General features: G+C 66.5%; 28 protein-coding genes and 1 pseudogene. 27 read left to right on the top strand and 2 right to left on the bottom strand.

Annotation, left to right across the window (positions count from 1 at the left end; genetic code table 11):
* Positions 1-7 precede the first annotated feature (7 nt).
* The 13 genes from AC07RM_RS33310 (at position 8) to AC07RM_RS33250 (ending at position 13,089) form a co-directional block, all read left to right on the top strand.
* Positions 8-907, top strand: coding sequence for a baseplate assembly protein (locus tag AC07RM_RS33310; RefSeq protein WP_495337192.1), 900 nt, complete (start codon positions 8-10; stop codon positions 905-907).
* A complete protein-coding gene (locus tag AC07RM_RS33305) occupies positions 904-1,590 on the top strand; it encodes a phage tail protein I (protein ID WP_495337191.1) in 687 nt (228 codons plus the stop codon). The genes AC07RM_RS33310 and AC07RM_RS33305 overlap by 4 nt, the downstream gene beginning before the upstream one ends.
* Positions 1,587-3,602, top strand: a complete 2,016-nt coding sequence (locus tag AC07RM_RS33300) for a sialate O-acetylesterase (protein WP_495337190.1) — start codon at positions 1,587-1,589, stop codon at positions 3,600-3,602. The genes AC07RM_RS33305 and AC07RM_RS33300 overlap by 4 nt, the downstream gene beginning before the upstream one ends.
* A 1-nt stretch (position 3,603) precedes the next feature.
* On the top strand, positions 3,604-4,365 hold the full coding sequence (locus AC07RM_RS33295) for a hypothetical protein (protein WP_495337189.1): 762 nt from the start codon (positions 3,604-3,606) through the stop codon (positions 4,363-4,365).
* 163 nt (positions 4,366-4,528) lie between these two features.
* Positions 4,529-6,004: a phage tail-collar fiber domain-containing protein gene (locus tag AC07RM_RS33290; protein WP_495337188.1), complete on the top strand. Its 1,476-nt coding sequence runs from the start codon at positions 4,529-4,531 to the stop codon at positions 6,002-6,004.
* Between the two features lie 2 nt (positions 6,005-6,006).
* Positions 6,007-6,381, top strand: coding sequence for a phage tail protein (locus AC07RM_RS33285; RefSeq protein ID WP_495337187.1), 375 nt, complete (start codon positions 6,007-6,009; stop codon positions 6,379-6,381).
* Between the two features lie 7 nt (positions 6,382-6,388).
* The gene (locus AC07RM_RS33280; protein ID WP_495337186.1) at positions 6,389-7,585 is read left to right on the top strand and encodes a phage tail sheath subtilisin-like domain-containing protein; all 1,197 of its coding nucleotides are present in this window, start codon (positions 6,389-6,391) and stop codon (positions 7,583-7,585) included.
* A 33-nt stretch (positions 7,586-7,618) separates the two neighbouring features.
* Positions 7,619-8,140, top strand: a complete 522-nt coding sequence (locus AC07RM_RS33275; protein ID WP_495337185.1) for a phage major tail tube protein — start codon at positions 7,619-7,621, stop codon at positions 8,138-8,140.
* A 59-nt stretch (positions 8,141-8,199) separates the two neighbouring features.
* Positions 8,200-8,622: a phage tail assembly protein gene (locus tag AC07RM_RS33270; RefSeq protein WP_495337184.1), complete on the top strand. Its 423-nt coding sequence runs from the start codon at positions 8,200-8,202 to the stop codon at positions 8,620-8,622.
* Between the two features lie 8 nt (positions 8,623-8,630).
* Complete coding sequence (locus AC07RM_RS33265; RefSeq protein ID WP_261213003.1) at positions 8,631-8,756, top strand: GpE family phage tail protein; 126 nt, start codon at positions 8,631-8,633, stop codon at positions 8,754-8,756.
* Between the two features lie 19 nt (positions 8,757-8,775).
* Positions 8,776-11,439 (top strand): phage tail tape measure protein, encoded by a 2,664-nt coding sequence (locus tag AC07RM_RS33260; RefSeq protein WP_495337183.1) that lies wholly within the window; start codon positions 8,776-8,778, stop codon positions 11,437-11,439.
* Between the two features lie 8 nt (positions 11,440-11,447).
* Complete coding sequence (locus tag AC07RM_RS33255) at positions 11,448-11,933, top strand: phage tail protein (RefSeq protein ID WP_495337182.1); 486 nt, start codon at positions 11,448-11,450, stop codon at positions 11,931-11,933.
* A 4-nt stretch (positions 11,934-11,937) separates the two neighbouring features.
* Positions 11,938-13,089 (top strand): contractile injection system protein, VgrG/Pvc8 family, encoded by a 1,152-nt coding sequence (locus AC07RM_RS33250; protein ID WP_495337181.1) that lies wholly within the window; start codon positions 11,938-11,940, stop codon positions 13,087-13,089.
* A 4-nt stretch (positions 13,090-13,093) separates the two neighbouring features.
* Here the strand turns inward: AC07RM_RS33250 and AC07RM_RS33245 are convergent, their stop codons facing one another.
* Positions 13,094-13,456 (bottom strand): hypothetical protein, encoded by a 363-nt coding sequence (locus AC07RM_RS33245; protein ID WP_495337180.1) that lies wholly within the window; start codon positions 13,454-13,456, stop codon positions 13,094-13,096.
* Between the two features lie 36 nt (positions 13,457-13,492).
* On the opposite strand from AC07RM_RS33245, the gene AC07RM_RS33240 reads away from it, so the two are divergent.
* Positions 13,493-13,756: a hypothetical protein gene (locus AC07RM_RS33240; RefSeq protein WP_495337257.1), complete on the top strand. Its 264-nt coding sequence runs from the start codon at positions 13,493-13,495 to the stop codon at positions 13,754-13,756.
* 21 nt (positions 13,757-13,777) lie between these two features.
* On the opposite strand, the pseudogene AC07RM_RS33235 reads toward AC07RM_RS33240, so the two are convergent.
* A pseudogene (locus AC07RM_RS33235) lies at positions 13,778-13,882 on the bottom strand (hypothetical protein); the annotation flags it as partial.
* A gap of 79 nt (positions 13,883-13,961) precedes the next feature.
* Here AC07RM_RS33235 and AC07RM_RS33230 point away from each other — a divergent pair.
* From AC07RM_RS33230 to AC07RM_RS33170, 13 genes are all read left to right on the top strand, one after another.
* A complete protein-coding gene (locus AC07RM_RS33230; protein WP_495337179.1) occupies positions 13,962-14,189 on the top strand; it encodes a hypothetical protein in 228 nt (75 codons plus the stop codon).
* Between the two features lie 47 nt (positions 14,190-14,236).
* Positions 14,237-14,452, top strand: coding sequence for a hypothetical protein (locus AC07RM_RS33225; RefSeq protein WP_261212985.1), 216 nt, complete (start codon positions 14,237-14,239; stop codon positions 14,450-14,452).
* A 46-nt stretch (positions 14,453-14,498) separates the two neighbouring features.
* Positions 14,499-14,708, top strand: a complete 210-nt coding sequence (locus AC07RM_RS33220; protein ID WP_261212982.1) for a hypothetical protein — start codon at positions 14,499-14,501, stop codon at positions 14,706-14,708.
* On the top strand, positions 14,705-15,100 hold the full coding sequence (locus tag AC07RM_RS33215; protein ID WP_495337178.1) for an Ogr/Delta-like zinc finger protein: 396 nt from the start codon (positions 14,705-14,707) through the stop codon (positions 15,098-15,100). Before AC07RM_RS33220 ends, AC07RM_RS33215 begins: the two co-directional genes overlap by 4 nt.
* A gap of 107 nt (positions 15,101-15,207) precedes the next feature.
* A complete protein-coding gene (locus AC07RM_RS33210) occupies positions 15,208-15,828 on the top strand; it encodes a hypothetical protein (protein ID WP_495337177.1) in 621 nt (206 codons plus the stop codon).
* Positions 15,829-15,832: 4 nt separating this feature from the next.
* The gene (locus tag AC07RM_RS33205) at positions 15,833-16,198 is read left to right on the top strand and encodes a hypothetical protein (protein ID WP_495337176.1); all 366 of its coding nucleotides are present in this window, start codon (positions 15,833-15,835) and stop codon (positions 16,196-16,198) included.
* Positions 16,199-16,206: 8 nt separating this feature from the next.
* Positions 16,207-18,258, top strand: coding sequence for a replication endonuclease (locus tag AC07RM_RS33200; protein ID WP_495337175.1), 2,052 nt, complete (start codon positions 16,207-16,209; stop codon positions 18,256-18,258).
* A gap of 41 nt (positions 18,259-18,299) precedes the next feature.
* Complete coding sequence (locus tag AC07RM_RS33195) at positions 18,300-18,575, top strand: hypothetical protein (protein WP_495337174.1); 276 nt, start codon at positions 18,300-18,302, stop codon at positions 18,573-18,575.
* Positions 18,572-18,745, top strand: a complete 174-nt coding sequence (locus AC07RM_RS33190) for a hypothetical protein (protein WP_495337173.1) — start codon at positions 18,572-18,574, stop codon at positions 18,743-18,745. Before AC07RM_RS33195 ends, AC07RM_RS33190 begins: the two co-directional genes overlap by 4 nt.
* 112 nt (positions 18,746-18,857) lie before the next feature.
* On the top strand, positions 18,858-19,175 hold the full coding sequence (locus AC07RM_RS33185; protein ID WP_495337172.1) for a hypothetical protein: 318 nt from the start codon (positions 18,858-18,860) through the stop codon (positions 19,173-19,175).
* On the top strand, positions 19,172-19,282 hold the full coding sequence (locus tag AC07RM_RS33180) for a DUF3789 domain-containing protein (RefSeq protein WP_495337171.1): 111 nt from the start codon (positions 19,172-19,174) through the stop codon (positions 19,280-19,282). Before AC07RM_RS33185 ends, AC07RM_RS33180 begins: the two co-directional genes overlap by 4 nt.
* Entirely contained in the window at positions 19,282-19,485 is a 204-nt protein-coding gene (locus tag AC07RM_RS33175) for a hypothetical protein (protein ID WP_495337170.1), read from the top strand. Before AC07RM_RS33180 ends, AC07RM_RS33175 begins: the two co-directional genes overlap by 1 nt.
* A complete protein-coding gene (locus tag AC07RM_RS33170) occupies positions 19,482-19,739 on the top strand; it encodes a hypothetical protein (RefSeq protein WP_495337169.1) in 258 nt (85 codons plus the stop codon). The genes AC07RM_RS33175 and AC07RM_RS33170 overlap by 4 nt, the downstream gene beginning before the upstream one ends.
* Positions 19,740-19,746: the final 7 nt, after the last annotated feature.

The raw sequence follows: 19,746 nt of genomic DNA, 5'->3' as shown, positions 1-19,746 counted from the left end.
GCCGCGCATGATCGACCTCTCGCAGATTCCTGCGCCCAACATCATCGAGCCGCTGGAATTCGAGGCCCTGCTCGCCACCCGCAAGCAGGAGCTGGTCGACGCGCTCCCGGAAGAACAGCGCGCGGCCATCCAGACGGTGCTGTCGCTGGAATCGGAGCCACTGAACAAGCTGCTCCAGACCAGCACCTACCGCGAACTGCTGCTACGGCAGCGCGTCAACGATGCCACGCGCGCCGTGATGATCGCGCACGCCGTCCGCGACGACCTCGACAACATCGGCGCCAACTACGGCGTCGGTCGACTCACCATCACGCCGGCGGATGACACGGCGCTGCCGCCGGTCGCGGCGGTCATGGAGAGCGATGCGGATTTTCGATTCCGCATCCTGCTCAGCTTGGAGGCCTACACCACGGCGGGCAGCGACGACAGCTACATCTTTCACGCACGATCGGCCAGCGGCCAGGTGCTCGACGTCTCGGTCTACAGCCCGACCCCGGGCTACGTCGTGGTCTACGTGCTATCCCGCATCGGCGACGGCACCGCGAGTCCTGAGCTGCTGGAACTGGTGCGCGCGGCCCTCGCGAAAGAGACCGTGCGCCCGCTTACCGACAACGTCACCGTCCTGTCGGCCAGCATCGTCCATTACACGATCGACGCCTCGCTCATCATCGACAGCGGCAGCGACGCGGCCATCGTGCGCCAGGCGGCGCTGGATGCCGCGCAGGAGTATGCGAGCAGCGTGCATCGCCTCGGCGCTGACCCCAGCATCCTCGGCATCTACGGCGCGCTGAAGAAACCCGGGGTGCTGCGCGGCACGCTCGCGACGCCGGTGGCCGACATCATGATGAGCGTTGGACAGGCCGGCTACTGCACGGGGATCACCGTCGACGTGGAGACCGAGGAATGACGGACGCCGCCACCCTGCTCCCATCGAACTCATCGGCATTGGAGCGTGCCGCGGCGCTGGCTGATGCGCGTGTCAGCGCCACGCCTGTCCCGGTGCGCGACGTCTGGAGCGCGCAGGCCTGCCCACCGTCGCTCTTGCCGTGGTTGGCCTATGCCTGGCGTGTCGAAGAGTGGGATGACGCGTGGTCGATCGAGACCAAGCGCGAGGTCATCGCAAAGACGCTGCCGCTCAAGCGGATCAAGGCCACGTATGGCGCTGTGCAAGGCGCCGTTACAGCAATGGGGTTGCCCGCGCGCGTGCAGGAGTGGTTCCAGCAGAGCCCGCTGGGCGCGCCGTACACCTTCCGGATCCGCATCGAGGCCGAGCAGATCGGCTTTTCGGCCTCGCAGCTGGCGCAGGTTCGTCGGGTCGTGCATCGCTACAAGAACACGCGTTCGCACCTCGCTGGCGTCGACATCTTCATCCGGTCGACCAGCGGCCCGCGCTGGGCATCGGTCGCGCTGAGTGGCGCAGAAGTCACGATCAGCGACGGAACCCCGAACTACGACGACGGAATCAGCGCGCTGGATCTCCTGATCGAAGGCGCCGTCAACGGATATGCCCAAGCTGCGGGCGCTGTCGATCAGCTGCGCGCCATCGTGTCGTCAATGCCGGCAAAGCTCACCATCCCCAACGACCTATGACCTCCCCACTCGACGGAAAAGTCGTTCCCTTCGGCCAGGCCGTAGACACGCTCCAAGAGTTCCTGAACGCGCCCGCGGGCGACATCGAAACAGGGGCTGGGCCGCTGCCGAATCTGCGCAAGCTCGCGGCCGAAATGAAGAGCGAAGCGGCCGACGCTGTCGATCGCAGCATCGGGGACTTCAACGATGCCGCGGCGCTTGTCGACCAGCGCGCTATTCAGGTCTCGCAAGATGCTGCCACTGCGAGCCTGGCGCGCGATGCCGCGATCGCGACTGCCAAGCTCTACGGCACCAAGGGCGAAGCCGAAGGCGACGCCGCACTCGCCATCGGAAGCGGCTACGTTGCGCCCCTGCCCGATGGCTCACTACAGGCCTATCGAAAGGACGGCCCGGCGTCCTCTACGCCCTTGGGCGCGCCCTATGCGTCGAAGGCCGCCGTTGTCGCGGCTGACCAGCGAACGATCGCGACTCGCGGCTTTCTGGCGAACGGCGGCATGCTGCGCAACAAGGCCGCCGGCAGGTTTCACCCCTTCGTTGTGGACCTCAACAACCGTGTGCTGTTCGGCTACGACACGCTGACGAAAAGCCTTTTCGGCATTGGGCTGATCTCCAAGTCGACGCTACCGCCCGCGGTCAAGGGGATCTTTGGCTCCTTCAACCAGGCGAACTACCACGGATCAACGACCGCGATCATCCCGCTGGTCTCCGATGCCTACAACCGCGCGCTGCTGTGGTGGGACGTCGCCGCGAAGAAGTGGAAAGGTCCGGGCCTGTCCGACGGTGGCGCGAGCGCGGCGATGCCGCTCACCTACTCGCCGCTCAACAGCTTGACGCAGAAGCCGATTGCGAAGGCGCTCAACCACTTTCTGTTCTACGGGCAATCGCTGTCCGTGGGTGCGACCGCCATCCCGGTCATCAGCACCACGCAGCCCTACCAGAACAAGACCTTCACGAGCGGCCCGCGCGCGGCTGGAAACGACTTCTCAGGGCTGAAACCGCTGGTGGAAGACGCGCTACCGGCGCCCGACGGTGCGTCGAATCGCGGGGAAACGGTGTGCTCCGGAGCGGCGAACTACGCCACGATGCTCGCTGCAATCGACGGCTTCAGCCCCGGCGACCACATCATCCTGGCATCGACCGCGGGTCACGGTAGCTACCGGATCGACCAGCTGAACAAGGCCTCGGCGTGGTATCCCACACTGCTCGCGCATGTCAGCGGCGCGCACGTCCTATCGGCCGATCACGCTGTGCATGCGGTGGGGTGGATACAGGGCGAGAACGACGCTGTGAGCGGCACGCGCACTCCCTATGCCGCCTATCGAGCAGCGCTGGAACAGCTTCAGGTGGACATCGACACGGACATCCGCGCCATCACGGGCCAGGCCGCGCCGGTCTATCTGCTGACGTATCAGATGAGCTACGGCGCGCGGGTCTGGCCGGCCCAGGCCAATGCGCAGCTCGATTTGGCCCGGAAGAATCCGCGATTCGTGATGGTGACGCCGACCTATCACTTGCCGCACGCAGCCGACATGGTTCACCTGACGGCCGTCGGATACAAGCGCCTGGGGGCCTACTTCGGCAAAGCCTACAAGACCATGGTCATCGATGGGAAACGTCCGAAGTGGATCGAACCGATCTCGGCCACGCGGCGCGGAAAGGTCATCCGGGTACGGTTCGACGTGCCGGTAGGCCCTCTGGTGCTCGACACCGCGACCATGGCGCCTACGACAAACTTCGGGTTCAAGGTTCTCGACGAGGCCGGCACGCCGACCATCAGCAGCATTACCGTCGACGGCAATGATCTGCTGGTCACCCTGTCGGCGCTACCGACCGGCGAGGCGTGGTTCCGGGCGGGCATGGACTATCTGGGCGCTGGCCTGGCCATCACCGAAGGCGCGTCAACCAACCTCCGAGACAGCGACCCCTCAGTCATCAACATCGGTAGCACCAGCTATCCGCTCTACAACGTATGCCCGCATTTCCAAATGCCGGTGCTCACCCTCGGGGAATGAAATGAGCCTCTTCACGCGCCTTCCAATTTCGGTCTTCGACCCGTCCCTGCCCCTCATCGACAGCGCCGACATCGACGCTTTGGGTGTCAGCTACGAACTGGACTCCTACGATCATTGGGTTTTCAACACGGGCGATGGCGCGGGACTGGTTGGATTGAACAAGCAGCGTGTTCTGACCCCCCAGGCAGCGGTCGCGGCCTATGGGTCAAGCTACCTTTCGCTTTCGAGCCTCGCGGGCAACGCCTTGCTGTCCGACCTCGACGAAGCGGCGCTCGGGAAGTACACGCTGTGCACGATCGTTCGCGAGCCCTCGCCACAGCCCACGGGCATCAAGCCCTTGTTCGGGACCGTGGTCGCGTCGCCCGCGGCGAACAACCTGACGTTCCTTTCCGGCGCCGGCGCGGCGCGCAAGGTGTTCGCCTCCTACTCGGGCTTCGCCAGTTCCCTCGACACGACAGCGGCAGTCGCCGGTGATGCGTGGTACTTCGTCGCCACTTCTGTGGACTTCAAAGCCGACTCATCGCACGCCATGAAAACGCTGGTCGGGGGCGCCGCTCCGCTCGAGGCCGCAGGTGTGGGCGCACATATCGCGAGCGGCCGCAAATGGGCGCTCGGCAATGGCTGGTACGCGACCGGTGCGGCCGGCAACTACCACTACGCGGAGTTCATCCTCTACGACCGCGCGCTCTCCAGCGCTGAGCTGCTGGCGGTCTACGGGAGGTCCAAGGCTCGCATGGCAGGGCAAGGAATCGCAGTGGTCTGATGGAGGTCGGTCGGTAGCTAGCGGGCAGAGCGTGTAAGCCCCGGCATATCGCCACGCGTCGAAGTTCGTTGCGGCGGCCGGCCGAAGAATCGGCCATCAGTACCCGCCGCCCTCACCGTCACCGTCGCTCGCGCACGCGCGGAATCGCCGGCAAAGTGGATGCATGGCGTTCAAGAGCATCCACACCACCATCGGCCTGCGCGAGACCGCGCGGGCCATGGCGGAAAACGCACAGATCACGCTGGTGGCCATGGTCATCGGCGATGGCGGCGGCAACCCAGTGCAGCCCAGCGTCGGCATGACGACGCTGGTCCGCGAGCGCTGGCGCGGCACCATCAACCGCATCTACAAAGATCCCGACAGCGACATCCTCTACATCGCTGAGGGCGTCATTCCGGCCGCGGTTGGCGGCTGGACGATCCGCGAAGCGGGCCTCATCGACAGCAACGGCAACCTGTTCACCGTCTGCAACCTGCCGGACAGCTACAAGCCGCTGCCGGCCGAGGGCACCGCCAGCGACATCACGCTGCGCATCGCATTTCAGCCGGCCAACGCCGAGACGGTCGCGCTGCAGATCGATCCCAACGTCACCATCGCGACCCAGAGCTGGGTCATCAACTACGTCAAGCCGGGGATCGTGTTTCCCGGCGGCACTACCGGCCAGGTGCTCACCAAGCAGAGCAACACCGACGGCGATGCGAATTGGCAGGACATCGACGCGATCAACGTCACCGTCGACACGATCGAGGAAACGCAGACCCTCGCGCTCGGCCAGACCGTGGTGGATCTCGCGGCCACGACCACGCGCGGCCTGGCGGTGTACATCGACGGCGTCCGGCTGCGCGCTGACCAGTGGACCAAGGATCCCGTCATCACGACGCGCCTGGCGCTGGCCACCAGCTACCCCGCCGGCACCAAACTGATCGCGGCGCAGAACGAACCGACGGGCAACGCACCCGACCCACTGCTGCGCAGCAAGAACCTGTCCGACATCGAGAACGCCGCTACCGCGCGCGCCAACCTCGGCGTCTACAGCAAGGCCGAGTCCGATCGCGCCGGGCCCATCGGCATGCCCGCGCACTGGCCAACGGCCAACCTGCCAAACGGCTGGGTCATTCGCGATGGCGCGGCGCTGAGCCGCGAGGCCTTCCCGGCGCTCTTTGCTGTGCTGGGGACGCGCTACGGCGCCGGCGACGGATTCACGACCTTCAATGTGCCCGACGATCGCGGCGGTTTCGACGGAAACGCCGACCTCGGCCGCGGGCTCGACGGCGCCATGTCTCTGGGCGTATGGCTCGGCAGCACCAACAAGCGCCACGACCACCCCATCAACATCGCGGAGACTGGTGACCATTCGCATGTCGTCGACATCGACGAGAACGGCGAGCACGAGCACATGCTCAACACCGAGGGCGCGATCTACAACGCCGGCGGCGTCATCTTCGGCCCGTTCGGCCACACGCTCACGAATGGCACCGGGAAGATCAGCTCGGGCACGACGCGAGCGGGCAAACACAGCCACACCGGGAGAACCCGAGACGCCGGCCGCCACAAGCACAACGCATCCGCCGGCGCCGAGGGCGGCGACCACGCGCGACCGAACGCTCGCGCCTACGTTCCCATCATCCGGGCGCTCTGAGCATGGCCACCGAAACCGACCGCGTACCCGCCTTCCAGCTCAACGGCGCCGGCTTGCTCATCGCCGTCGTGCCCGCGCTCGAATCGATCGCCCAGCCAGGCGAGGGCGTCTACCACGTTCCCGCCGGCGCCGTGCTGGCCGACATGCCCGAGGGCTGGATCGAAGTCACCCGCAACGACGGTGGCTTCTACGACTGGCTCGGCGACTGGCCCGAAGACAAATGGCCTCGCTACAACGGCCACGCGTGGGAGCTGGTCACGCGCCCCGCCTCCACCATCACCGCAGAGCCCTCGGCCGCGGAAAAGCTCGCCGCATTCATCGCCGCCAACCCCGACGTCGCGGCCCTCATCAACGCCACCACTTCCCAACAGGAGTAGCTTTCCCATGTCTACCGAATATCACCACGGTGTACGCGTCTTCGAGGTCAACGAAGGCGGCGCGACGATCCGCGTCGTGTCCACGGCCATCATCGGCATCGTCGCAACCGCGCCGGCCGCCGAGGCGGACGCGTTCCCGCTCAACACGCCCGTGCTGCTGACCAACCCGGGCGGCAGCGTGGGCAAGGCCGGCGCCACCGGCACGCTGGCGCAGGCGCTCAAGGCGATCAGCCAGCAATCCCAGGCCCTGACCATCGTGGTGCGAGTCGAGCCCGGCGCCGACGCCGCGGCCACGACCACCAACGTCATCGGCACGACCACCGCCGGCGGCCAGAAGACGGGCCTGCAGGCGCTGCTGGCTGCGCAGGGCCAGCTGGGCGTGAAGCCGCGCATCATCGGCACGCCCGGGCTCGACACCGAGGCCGTCGCGGTCGAAATCGGCGTCGTCGCCGAGCAGCTGCGCGGCTTCGGCTACGTGGCCGCTCGCAAGGCCGACGGCATGGCCTACGCGACCACCAAGGAAGAAGCCACGACTTACCGCGCCAAGTTCGGCAAGCGCGACCTGATGGTCATCTGGCCCAACTTCCTCGCCTGGAACATCGAGACGAACGAGCCCGATGCGGTGCCGGCCACGGCCTATGCCCTCGGCCTGCGCGCCAAGATCGACCAGCAGATCGGCTGGCACAAGACGCTGTCCAACATCGTCGTCAACGGACCGCAGGGCATCACCAGCGACGTCTTCTTCGACCTGCAGAGCGTGAGCAGCGACACCACCTACCTCAACTCGCTCGAAGTCACCACCATCGTCAACCGCAGCGGCTATCGCTTCTGGGGCAACCGCACGACCGAAGCCCAGGGCGGCAAGTTCTTTTTCGAGAACTACACCCGCACGGCCCAGGTGCTGGCCGACACGATGGCCGAGGCGCACTTCACGTTCGTGGACAAGCCGATGCATCCGAGCCTGGTCAAGGACATGCTGGCCAACATCAACGCCAAGGGCCGCGACCTGGTCACGGGCGGCTACCTGATCGGCTTCGAAGCCTTCCTCAATCCGGATCTCAACCCGAAGGAAGAGCTGGCCCAGGGCCGGCTGCGCATCAGCTACCGGTACACGCCGGTGCCGCCGCTGGAAGACCTGGGCTTCAACCAGACCATCACCGACGACTTTCTCGCCAACTTCGCCGCGGCCGTGCAGGCCGCCTGATCGATCGCACCGCACACCGCATAGGAGCACACCATGGGCATGCCCAAGAAACTCAAGAATTTCGCCCTGTTCGGCGACGGCGAGTCGTGGGTCGGGGAGATCCCGAGCGTCACGCTGCCGACCATCACGAAGAAGATGGAGGAATACCGCGCCGGTGGCATGCATGGCCCCGTCGAGGTCGATCTCGGCCATGAAAAAATGGAGCTGGGCATCAAGGCCGGCGGCCTGAAAACCCAGCTCATCACGATGCTCGGCAGTCAGACCGTGGGCGGGAACGTCTTCCGTTGGGCTGGTGCCTATCAGGATGACGCAACCGGCGTCGTGAGCGCGGTCGAGGTCATCACCCGCGGCCGTATGACCGAGTGGAACCCCAACGAAGCCAAGGCCGGCGACGACAACGACCACGACTTCAAGGTCGCGCTGAGCTACTACAAGGTCACCGTCGACGGCGCCGAGCTGCTCGAGATCGACGTGCCCGGCATGGTGTTCAAGACCGGCGGCGTCGACGTCTACGCCGCCATCCGTCTGGCCATCGGCCTCGGCGTCTCGCTCTGACGCGGCGCGCCGCAGCTCTCCGCCCATCGCCCCCCAAATCCTTTCACTGAGGCTCTGCCATGAATGTCCACGCCCACACCAGCACCGCCGCCGAAGGCGACCACACCCAATCCGTCAACGTCGGCAGCGGCCAGGACATCGGCGCCCACGCGCACAGCCTGCCCAGCGCCGCCCTGGCACCCGCGGCCAGCGTGCCCAACACCATCACGCTCGACGTGCCCATCCAGCGCGGCACCACCACCATCGCCGAGATCACGCTACGCAAGCCGAACGCCGGCGAGCTGCGCGGGCTGTCGCTGCAGCGCCTGCATCAGGCCGACGCCGACGAGATCCTGAAGCTGCTGCCGCGCATCACGTCGCCGAGCCTCACGCCGCACGAGTGCGCACAGCTCGACCCGGCCGACCTCTCCGAAGCGGGGGGCGTCGTCATCAGTTTTTTGCTGAAGAGGTCCGTCCGGGACGCGGTCTTGTCGACCACGTAGAGGACGCGATGGATGACCTGTCGTTCGTCTTCCACTGGCGGCCGGTCGACATGGACAGCATGAGCCTGTCCGAGCTGATGGAGCGGCGCGAGGGCGCGCGCCGGCGCTACGCCCCCAGCAAGCACGACGACTGAACCACATCGCATCACCGCCATGGCGTCCCCCCTAACCCTCAAACTGATCTTGGCCGGGGCCGCCAAGGCCGCGGCTGAGCTCAAGCCGCTCGACAAGCAGAGCCGCGCCGCGGCCGCCGGCCTGAAGCAATCGCGCGACGCGCTCAAGCTGCTCAACGGGCAGCTCGCGCAGATCGACGGCATCCGCAAATACCAGGGCGAGCTGGCCAAGCAGAGCACCGGCCTGAAGGTGCTGCAGACCAACCTGGCCAGCGTCACCCGCACCTACGGCGCCAACAGCGATCAGGCGCGCGCGCTGCAAGGGCAGCTTGCGAAGGCCACCGCGGCCTATGACAAGCAGCGCACCTCGCTGCTGCAGCTGCGTTCGGCCGCCACCGCCAGCGGCATCCGCAACCTCACCGCCGACCAGACCCGACTGCGCAGCGAGATCACGTCCACCAACGCGACCATCGCCCAGCAGAAAGCCCGCCTCGAAGCGCTGGCCACCGTCACGGCCAGGAAGGCGCAGAGGCGCGAGACCTTCGGCAAGACGCGCGCGGTCGCGGGAAACCTGGCCATGGCAGGCGCGGCGGGCCTCGGCACCGCCTACGGCATTCGCCGCGCCGTCACCGAGCCGCTGCACCAGGTGCGCCAGTACGACACCACGACCACGCGCCTCGCGGCGCTCGGGCTCAAGCCCGAGGACACCGAGCGCGCGATCGAGTATGCGAAGCGTATGAAGACGTTCGGCACCAGCATGAATGACAACATGGGTCTGATGCTGGATGCCACCACGGCATTTGCCGACGTGCATCACGCAGAGATGGTGATGCCCACGCTGGCAAAAATGAAGTTCGCCAACACGGCCATCTTCGGCGCCGAGAACGGGCAGGAGAACGAAGCCAAGTTTATGGACATGCTGAAGGTCATCGAGGCCCGCAACGGCCTGAACAGCGAAGCGGACTTCATCAAGCAGGCGGACATGGTTCAACGCGTCATCACGGCCACCGGCGGTCGCGTCGACTCCACGCAGTGGCTCGACTTCATCAAGACCGGCGGCTTGGCCGCGCGGGGGCTGCGCGACGATGCGATGTACTACCAGCTGGAACCGCTCGTTCAAGCGATGGGTGGCAATCGCGTGGGCACGGCGACGATGTCGGCTTATCAGAACGTCTACCAAGGCAAGACGACGAAGCGCGCGGCCAAACTCATGGATTCGCTCGGGCTGATCGCCGACCCGTCGAAGGTCACGCACGACAAAGCAGGACAGATCGCGCAGCTGGGCGTCGGCGCGATCAAGGGCGCCGAGCTGTTCCAAAAGAGCCAATTCGAATGGATGGAAAAGGTTCTGCTGCCGACCCTCGCGGCCAAGGGCATCACGGGAGAGAAAGAAGTCCTCGACGCCATTGGCGGCATCTTCAGCAACCGCACGGCCTCGGGCCTGTTCGGGATGATGTTCCAGATGCGCGAGCAGATCCACAAGAACGCCAAGCTCAACGCCGGCGCGTTCGGCATCGACCAGCTCGATAACAGAGCACGCACCACGGTCAGCGGCCGCGAGGTCGAGACGATGGCGCGCTTTCACGATGCCATGCAGGAGGCCGGCCGCGCGATCCTCCCAACGTATCTGAGCCTGATCGAAACCGTGACCAGTGCGATGCAGGGCATCACCAACTTCGCGCGCGAAAACCCGATGCTCGCCTCCTACATGGGCAAGGCCGTGCTGTGGCTGGGCCTGCTGGCCGCGGGCTTCGGGGCGGTCAGCTTGGGCGCCGCGGCGCTGCTCGGCCCGTTCGCCGTCATCCGCTATGGACTGGGTCTGTTCGGCATCAAGGCTGCGCCGCTGGCACCGCTGCTCACGTTGCTCGGGCGCAGTCTAGGATTTGTTGCGACGGGTGTCCTGTGGCTGGGACGGGCGATGCTCATGACGCCGATCGGCTTCGCCATCACTGCGATCGCCACCGCAGCATTCTTGATCTACAAATACTGGGGGCCGATCAGCGGCTTTTTCGTAGGGCTGTGGGATCGCGTAAAGATCGCGTTCTCGACCTTCTGGCAGTACCTCGGCGGGTCCGTGCCGGCGGCGCTGGCCACCGTCGGCGCAGCGATCCTCAACTGGTCCCCGCTCGGCCTGTTCTATCGGGCCTTTGCCTCGGTGATGCAGTGGTTCGGCATCGAGCTACCGGCGAAGTTCACGACGTTCGGCGCGCAGGTGATGCAGGGGCTGGTGAACGGCATCACCGGCGCACTCGGCGCGGTGCGTGACGCGATCAGCGGCGCCGCGGAATCCACACTCGGCTGGTTCAAAGAGAAGCTCGGCATCCGCAGCCCCTCGCGCCTCTTCATGGAGGCCGGCGGCAACATCGTCGAGGGTGCGGCCATCGGCATCGATCGCTCCCTGCCCATCCTCCGCGCCGCGGCGGTCGGCCTGGCTGGCGCTACCACCATCGGCATGCCTGGCATGGCCGGTGCGTTTCCGCTCGCGCTCGACGGGTTCGACAGTCGACCACCGCTATCGGCCTCCGCTGCCGGGCGCCCCGCCGCAAACATCGTGGTGCAGGGCGACACCATCACCATCCACATCAACGCCACGCCGGGCAGCGACGCGCAGGGTATCGCTCGCGCCATCCGCGCCGAGCTGGACAAGCGCGATGCCGACAAGCGCGCCCGCGTGCGGGGCGCCTTCATCGACTACGACAACTGATCGCCGCCATGCTCTGCCTCGGACTTTTCGTTTTCTCGCTCGACACGCTGAGCTATCAGGAGCTGCAGCGGCGCAGCAGCTGGAAGCACGCGTCGCAGCCACTCGTCGGGGCGCGCAACGCAACGCAGTACCTCGGGCCGGGCGACGACGTCATCACGCTGAATGGCGTGGTGCTGCCCGAGTTCGCTGGCATCCCGGCCAGCCTGGCCGTGCTGCGCCTCATGGCCGATCAGGGCGCAGCCTGGGTGCTGGTCGAGGGCACCGGCACCATCTACGGCGCATTCGTCATCACCGAGCTGCAAGAGACCAAGACCCTTTTCTACGTCGACGGCGAGGCGCGGCGCATCGAGTTCACGATCACGCTGCAGCGCGTCGACCAAGACGCCGAGGAAACCGCGCAGCAGATGATCTCGGACGCCATGGGCGACCTGGGCGCCATCCTGCAGGACGCCGCCGGCACGCTGGGCCAGTCCTTGGGCGTGAGCGGCGGCTGAGACCATGTCAGACGTCGACACCATCGCCAGCACCCTGCCGACGGTCACGGCCACCAGCAACGGCGGCGGACGCCCGGCGGCGCACCTCACCCCCATCTGGCGCATCACGGTCAACGGCGCGAACGTGTCCGACCGCATCAGGCCGCGATTCGTCAGCCTGCACATCACCGATGACCGCGCCAACGATGCCGACGAGATCGAACTCGTCGTCAGCGACCATGACGGCGCGGTACAGCTGCCAGACACCGGCGACACCGTCGAGGTCGCGATCGGCTGGCGCGCCGAGCCGGCCGCGGCGCCCTACCGCCAGCTCTCCGCCGATGAGGTGGGCTTCCCCGTCGGGCTGGTCGACAAGGGGCGATACACCGTGCAGGCCGTCGAGTACACCGGCACGCCCGACATCATCACCATCCGCGCCCGTGCGGCGAACCTGCTGGACACGCTGCGCGGCCTACGCGATCAGTCGTGGCATGACACCACCGTCGGCGCGATCGTCACCAGCGTGGCCAAGCGCAACGGCATCGAGGCATCGATCGACAAGGCGGTCGCAGCTCGCAAGGTCAAGCACGCCGACCAGCTCAGCGAGTCTGATGCGTCATTCCTGCGCCGCCTCGCGCAGACCTACGACTGCATCTGCACCGTGAAGAGTGGAAAGCTGCTCTTCAGCCAGGCGCGAGCCGCGCGCACGCCGAGCGGCAAGCAGCTGCCCCCGGTCACGATCGTCCGCGTCGACGGCGACCAACACCGATGGAGCCGCGCCGATCGCGACTCGTACAGCGGCGTGCGCGCCATGTACACCAACATCAAGACGGGAAACCGAAGCGCGGCCGTGGCTGGCATCAGCGGGCGCGCCAAGGAATTGCGCACGACGTTTGCGAGCCGCGAGGACGCGATCGCCGCGGCGCGTGCTGAATGGCTGCGCATCCAACGCGGCATCTTCGCCTTCGAGATCACGCTCGCCTATGGCCGAGCGGATCTCACACCGCAGCGGCCGGTGCGCGTCGCTGGCTACAAGCCGCAGATCGACAAGACGCCTTGGATCATCACCTGCATGCGCCACACGCTCGACGGCAGCGGCTACGTGAGCCAGATCACGCTGGAGACCGAGCAGGCCGAGGGCGTCGAGGGGCAGGAAAGCGCCGGCATCGACGAATGAGACGCTAGCGTGCTGTGTCGGCTGGCTCGAATGTCGAGATGTCGGCCCACATTCCAGCAGTCGCATCCTTGTTCGTGGCGTGGATGAACTCCACGGTTGTGAGCTTCACTGACAGAAGCCTGTACCGCTGCCCATCCGGCAACTGTCGACATGTGAAGTCATGGAAAAGCGCTGCAAACTTTTCTCTCTCCCGCCTCACCGAGTAGTTGACAGCTCGCCGAAAGTCTTCCTCCGTCACGCACGCGAACTGAGGGCCCGGCGCAGTCTTGACGAGCATCTGAGGGCGAAGCCCTTGAGCAGAAGCGCTGGCCGAAGCGCTCCACGCCACGGTGGCAAGAGCCAATACAGAAAAAAATCTTCGCACCATCCCTCCTAGAGTGCCGAGTCTGTTCCGGCCTCTCTCATGGCGGCCATGATCCAACGCAACAAGGTTGCGATAAGAAAGCCGAAATTACCCGTTGGCTTTTTTCGGTTGCGCGAGCGCATCAAGAACGCCGCGTGCCGCGGCGCGGCCTCGCTCGTCCGCAGCGCTGTAGTTGTCCAAAAGCGCGGCCTCTTCAGGCGTCAGGGTCCGCGCAGCGCCCGCACGAGTACCAAAGAGCACAAAGTTGATATCGACGCCTGCCCCGGCCATCCTCATCAACACGCCTGCGCCTGGCTCCACTAGGCCCCGTTCGTATCGACTCAACATCGCCCGCTGAACCCCGATCAGCTCGGCTAAGCCCTGCTGAGACTGTCCGAGGCGGTCGCGCTCCTGCCGCAGCCTGTCGCCGCACTGAGCATCAAATGACACATAAACCCCTTGACTCCGAGCCTTTTAGTGCTCAGAATCCGCCGCACACACACATTAAACCGTTCGGGATATTAAACGCATGGCTCACACCGCCCGCCGCCGTGGTCGCCCGCAGCTACCTCCGGAAAGCCGCCTCGTGAACGAGGCGCCGATCGCCATGCGTTTGGCACCCGCCGAAAAAGAGCGCACCCAGCAGTACGCCGCGCAGGAAGGCCGATCGCTCGGCAACTTCGCGCGCCTCGTCTACCTCAAGGGCCTCGACCAGTACGAAGCCGAGCGCGCCCGCACCGGCGCCGCTACCGCCTAACCCGCATCACCAGCCACACACCTCCTTTGCCCGAAGGAATTTCAACGATGTACCCCGACAACAAGCGCCTCCGCGACAAGCGTCTCACCGTGCGTTTCGACGACTACGAGGAAAAGCTACTGCGCGCGCTGGCCAACTACCTGGGCGAGCAGCCGACCACGCTCGTCCGCGAGTTGGCGCTCCGTCAGGCCGAAGAGCTGCTCGGAGTGAGCCGCGAGCCGATGGCCGACGGCTCCGTGAGTCTGCCCCGCGCCGCGGGCTAAAGCCAGTCGCCAAATCGAGGCGCAGAGCCTGCCGCAACACCGCCGAATGGCAGACAAAAAGATGACGTGTCACCAGATCGACCTGAACGACGCCGAGCACGCGATGCTCGACCGGGTGCGTCGTGCCAAGGGACTGGACACCATCGCGGACACCGTCGTCTGGCTCGCCAAGGCGCGCTTGCGCAAGGGCGTCGAGAACATCACCGGCCGCCGCCGCGGCCCGCGCTTGGTCGCATCGGGAGGGAAGTCGAAATGAGCGCATGCGAGCACGATCAAGCGGCCGACGCCAGCAACCGCTACATGCGCATCACCATCGAGTGCCCGCACTGCGGCACGCGCTGTGTCGCCGTCGACAGCCGCGCCATGAGCAAGACCATGCGCGAGATCACCTACCGCTGCCGCAACTGGGCATGCGGGTTCACGGGTGTCGCAACGCTCGAATTCCAGCGCGTGCTGGTGCTCTCCAGCATCCCCGCGGCAGACGTTTCGCTGCCGCTCTCGCGCCACATCAAACGCGGCCAGCTGGCCCTGCAGCTGGCGGACGAAGGCAACGTCGCCGACGACGAAGCTGCGTACCTCGCGAACCTGCACACGCCCATCAGCGACTGGGGCACCGGCAGCGCCATGCCGGCGGCCCCGCCGGACTGACCTAGTCCCGCGCCCTTCGGCGCGCCCGCCCCCACCACGCAACCGCCACGCGCCTTTTTCAAGGCGTGCGGCCCTTCTCACGCCTTTTTCGCCCTGGAGTCGCTGTCATGTCTACCAACGCCCGCCGCCTCAGTTCTGCCGCCGACCGCATCAAGGTGCCGACGCAGAAGAAGATCACCCGCGAGGAATCGGAGCGCCTGCCGCTGCTTGATCGCGTGCTGCTGCAGGAGCACGAGCGCCATGCATATCGACTCGCCGAGATCCGCCGCGTGGCCGACAAGCTGGCCGATCTGGATCCCATCGTGCGCGCCGCGAGGGCGGAGGGCGCAGAGATCGACATCACCGCTCTGGCCATGGGCTATGGCCGCTACGGCGCCCCCAAGGAATACAGCAGCAGTGGTGTGCACCCCGTCGTGTTGAAGACGCACGATGGCTTCATCAGCTACCGCAATCCCGTCGTGCAGAACGCCGTCGCCAACGCACTGCGGCGCGCGGGCTGGCGCATCGTCCATGTCGACGCGGAAGGAACGGTGCTCAGTCGCGACCGGGTGGTGTTCATGCGCGGTCGCCGCGCGGTCGAAACGACATGCCTGCGCGAGTGGGTCATCGAGGGGATCGAGGCCGGATTCATCACGGCGGAGACGCAAGGGCGGCACCCCGCGAAGGACACCGGCACACCGCTGAATGCCGGCTTGGCAGGCGACGCACACGCCGCCCGCGCTTCCTGACGGCATGCCCGCAGAGCCACCAGAGCACCCAGCGCCCAGCGGTCCACCCGAGCCAATCGTCTACATCCCCGATGGCAAGCCCAACCCGTTCTATGCACGCCACGCCGCGCGGATCGCAGAGCTGCGCGAAGAGTTCGCGCGCGGCACATGCAGCGCCCGAAACATCGTCGCCGCAGAGCGCGAATGGGAGGGAATCTCCGAGCGAACGCGCGCCATGCTGCTCTTCTGGGCTGGCTACGACGTCGACGGCATCCGCGTGGCCGTCAAGCGCGCATGGCGCGAGCTGCCGCCTCTTGAACGCACTGCCGTCAGCGATGCCATCCGCGAGCTGCAGGGCGAGCTGCGCACGGTCTTCGCGCTGACCTTGTAGGCCACACCATGCGCGTCGTCGTCAACCGCCACACCAAGCCCGATCCGGTCTTCTGGATGCGGCAGCGGTCCAGCCTGCCGCACGATCAGCACGTCGCGAAGGTCGCGCGGCAGATGGATTCGCGGCTGCGCGGCGGACTGCCGCGGCAATGGGCGCCGGCGTTCGACCTCATCATGCCGCTCAAGCCGATCGTCAACGCCATCGGTGGCGACTGGCTGAGCTGGAACCTTGCGCGCGTCGACGCGATGCGGGCTTTCGAGCACGAGCACAAAGACATCTTGCAGTGGGCGGTCGGCGACTCCGAGGTCTGCGCGCGAGCGCGCCGCTGCGCCAGCACGATCGACGACATGCTCAACGGGCACTCGATGCCCATGAGCCTGCAGGACCGGCTCGACGTGGTGCTCGACTACTGCGAGCGCCTCGGCGTCGACAAGCCCAACGCGAAAACGCCCGAGGGCCTGATCGCCCGAGGGCTCAACGAACAGTGGTGGCGTCGCGCCCTTCGCCGGAAGGTCGCGCGCACCGTTGAGCACGCGGCCATCAAACTGGCCGTCGTTCACCACAAGAATGGCGGCTACGCGAGCGATGAGGCGTGCCGTCGACGCGTCGACCAGAACAAGCGAAACGCCGATCTGCTGGCCCGCGTGAAGATGCGCAACGAAGCCGGCCAGGTCTACAGCTTGGCTGAGCTGGCCGCCCTGTCGCCCAGCAACCGCGACATCCGCCGCGGCGAGCTGATGACGCGCATCCGCGGCTGCGAAGAGTTCGCGGACGCCAACGGGCATCACGGCCTCTTTCTCACGCTGACGTGCCCGAGCCGCTTCCACGCCGTGCTGTCCGGCGGAAAGTCGCGATGGTCCAAACCAACGCGCAACGGCAAATACGAGGGCGAGTCGCCGCGCGACGCGCAGCAGTGGCTGTGCGGCATGTGGGCCAAGGCCCGCGCCAAGATGGCGCGCAAGGGCGTGACCGCCTACGGCTTCCGCGTTGCCGAGCCGCATCACGACGGATGCCCGCACTGGCATGCGCTTCTGTGGTTCCACACGCCCGAGTATGCGCAGCTCGCAAAAGAGATCATCAGCGGCTACTGGCTGAGCGATGCCGGCGATGAGCCCGGCGCGGTGCGCAACCGGTGCAAGTTCATCGCGATGACGCGCGGCGGCGCCGCGGGCTACGTCGCGAAGTACGTGGCCAAGAACATCGGCGCAGAGGACGGTGGCGACGCCGGTGTCGGCCAGCACACCGACACCATCGACGGCTTCGAGCACGTCATGGACACGCGCGAGTTCAAGGGCTGGCAGCGCGTGGACGCCTGGGCCAGCACCTGGGGCATCCGGCAGTTTCAGGCGATCGGACAGCCGAGCGTGACGGTGTGGCGCGAAATGCGGCGCATCACCAAAGACCAGATCGACCACGCGCAGCTGCGCCTGGACTTCGGCGACAGCGCGGCCATCAAAGCATGGTGGGCCTGCCACAAACAGGGCGCGATCCAAGCCTCATGGGAGGGCTACGTGCGCGCGCAGGGCGGCATGTGTCGCAAGCGCCGTGACTGGATGCTGCGCACCGCCGTGCGCGTGAACGAGGGCAGCAAGAACTGCTATGGCGAGACCATCGACCGCAAGGCCGTCGTCGGCGTCGAAACGCGAGTCGGGCACTGGCTCGTGAGCCGCCGGCAGGCGTGGCTTTCCTGCGCCGGCGAAGCCGCGCAGGACAAGGGCCAGCGCGAAGCGCTGGGCCGCCCTTGGACTCGTTTCAATAACTGTACGGTCCGCCTCACGGGCGAGCCGCAAAAGCTGCTCATGCGCGGCGGCGAAGCCTGGCCGAAGGCCTTCGACACCCTCGAAATCGAGGCACCCGAGCCGCCAAAGACCACCACGGCGGCACCGGCCGAGCAGATTCACGACATCGAAGGCGAACGCACCACGTTCCGCATGCCCAGGTGCGTCCAGATCGCGCCCGCCGCGCCAGCGGCCAGCACCGCCAACAGCCTCGACGCGCTGCTCGCGCGCATGAAGGCCTTCGCTCCGCACATGCGCGAGCTGAGCGCCAGCGACCAATGAATCCCCCCATCAGTTCATCCACCAACCGGAGCCGCATCACCATGCCACGCACCAGCACCGCTGCCGTCGTCCCGATCGCGCAGCACAAGCCTTACGTTCCGCCGATGGCGCATAAGGTGCACATCACCGCGCCCTACCTGCCGGCCTGCGCCACCAACGTGGCTGCCACCATCGAGCGCGTGCGCAACCTGCTCGCGAGCCAGGCCGCCGGCCGCCGCAAGCCGCGGCGCGCCGACGCGCGGACCGCGCCGCAGGCCGACATGTTCCCGTCGGCCGTCCTGCGCATCGTCGAGGCTCCGCGGAGGAAGGCGGCATGAACGCGCACCGTCTGAACCATCACGACATTCAGGCCGTGAAGGAATTCGAGGCACAGGCCGATCGCAAGGCGAGAGCATTGCGGCGCGCTGATGTCGTCGTCAAAGCGGCCGTTGCTCTGCTCGTGCTGGCGCTGCTAGTCCCGAGCATCTTGGGATGGGCGACGCGATGAGCGCCGCACCTCGCTATCGCTGCGCGCGCTGCGGCTGCTTGCTCACGCGGCAGTACTGGGAGGACGTGGGCGATGTCTGTCAAAGCTGCGTTGCTCGCGCGCAGGAGACGTCATGAGCGCCGCGCAAAAGACGCCCTGCGGGCACCTGCCTTTGACAACCTGTCGCCTTTGCGAGGGGCCGGACCCGCCGCCCGGCTGGACTGCCCCGTCGAGTGCTGCCCTGCGTACCAGCAACCCGGTGCAGGTAACCCAGGTGCCAGTCCGCGCGTTCGGCAAGATGCTCGACCGCATCACGGAACTTGAGCAATCGAATCGCGAACTGCGAGACGCGCTGTCGCGCCTGCTCGAGCGCAGCAGCCTGGACTTTTGGCCGATTGAACAGGAACTGGCGCGCGCAGTCCTTGCCAAGCACACCGGAGGCGCGGCATGAGCGCGCTCTCCTTCTTCGTCGGCCTGCTCGTCGGTGCGTTCATCGGCGTCGCGGTGATGTGTCTGATGCGCGTTGCCGGCAGCGAAAAAGTAGAGGGCCTGGACTGATGTTCGGCCTCCGCTTCTTCAAGCTCAAGCCTCCGTCCGAGGTCGACTTCCTGCTGCGCCTGCTCGGAACCACCGATCTCCTGCAGCTCGCCGGCATGTTCGCCGAGGCGCGCGACTGCTTCGGCGACGTGCGTCTGATGGATGCAGTCAATGCGCGCATGCAAGAGCTGATCGCTCGCGCTGCGAAGGGGTCGCGCGCGTGAACGCGCCGACCATCACCATCATGGCCGTGTCGCCGCTGTGCGTCGGCCACGGAACCCCCATGAGGCCGCCGCTGGCCACGCCATTTCGGGCGTGCGAACTGTGCATGCACTCGATCGCGGATCGGCAGCAGCTGCTTTGCGGCAGCCCGGCGACGCGCCTGGCAGGCGGGCCGCAAGCCGTCGACGTCGCGCGCTCGACGTTCGGGAGCTGCGGCCCGAATGCTCGGCACCTCGACATGCCGGCCTGGAACTAAGCGCCGA

The organism is Variovorax sp. GW821-FHT09B05 (assembly GCF_059418265.1).
This window is presented reverse-complemented; position numbering and strand designations above follow the sequence as displayed.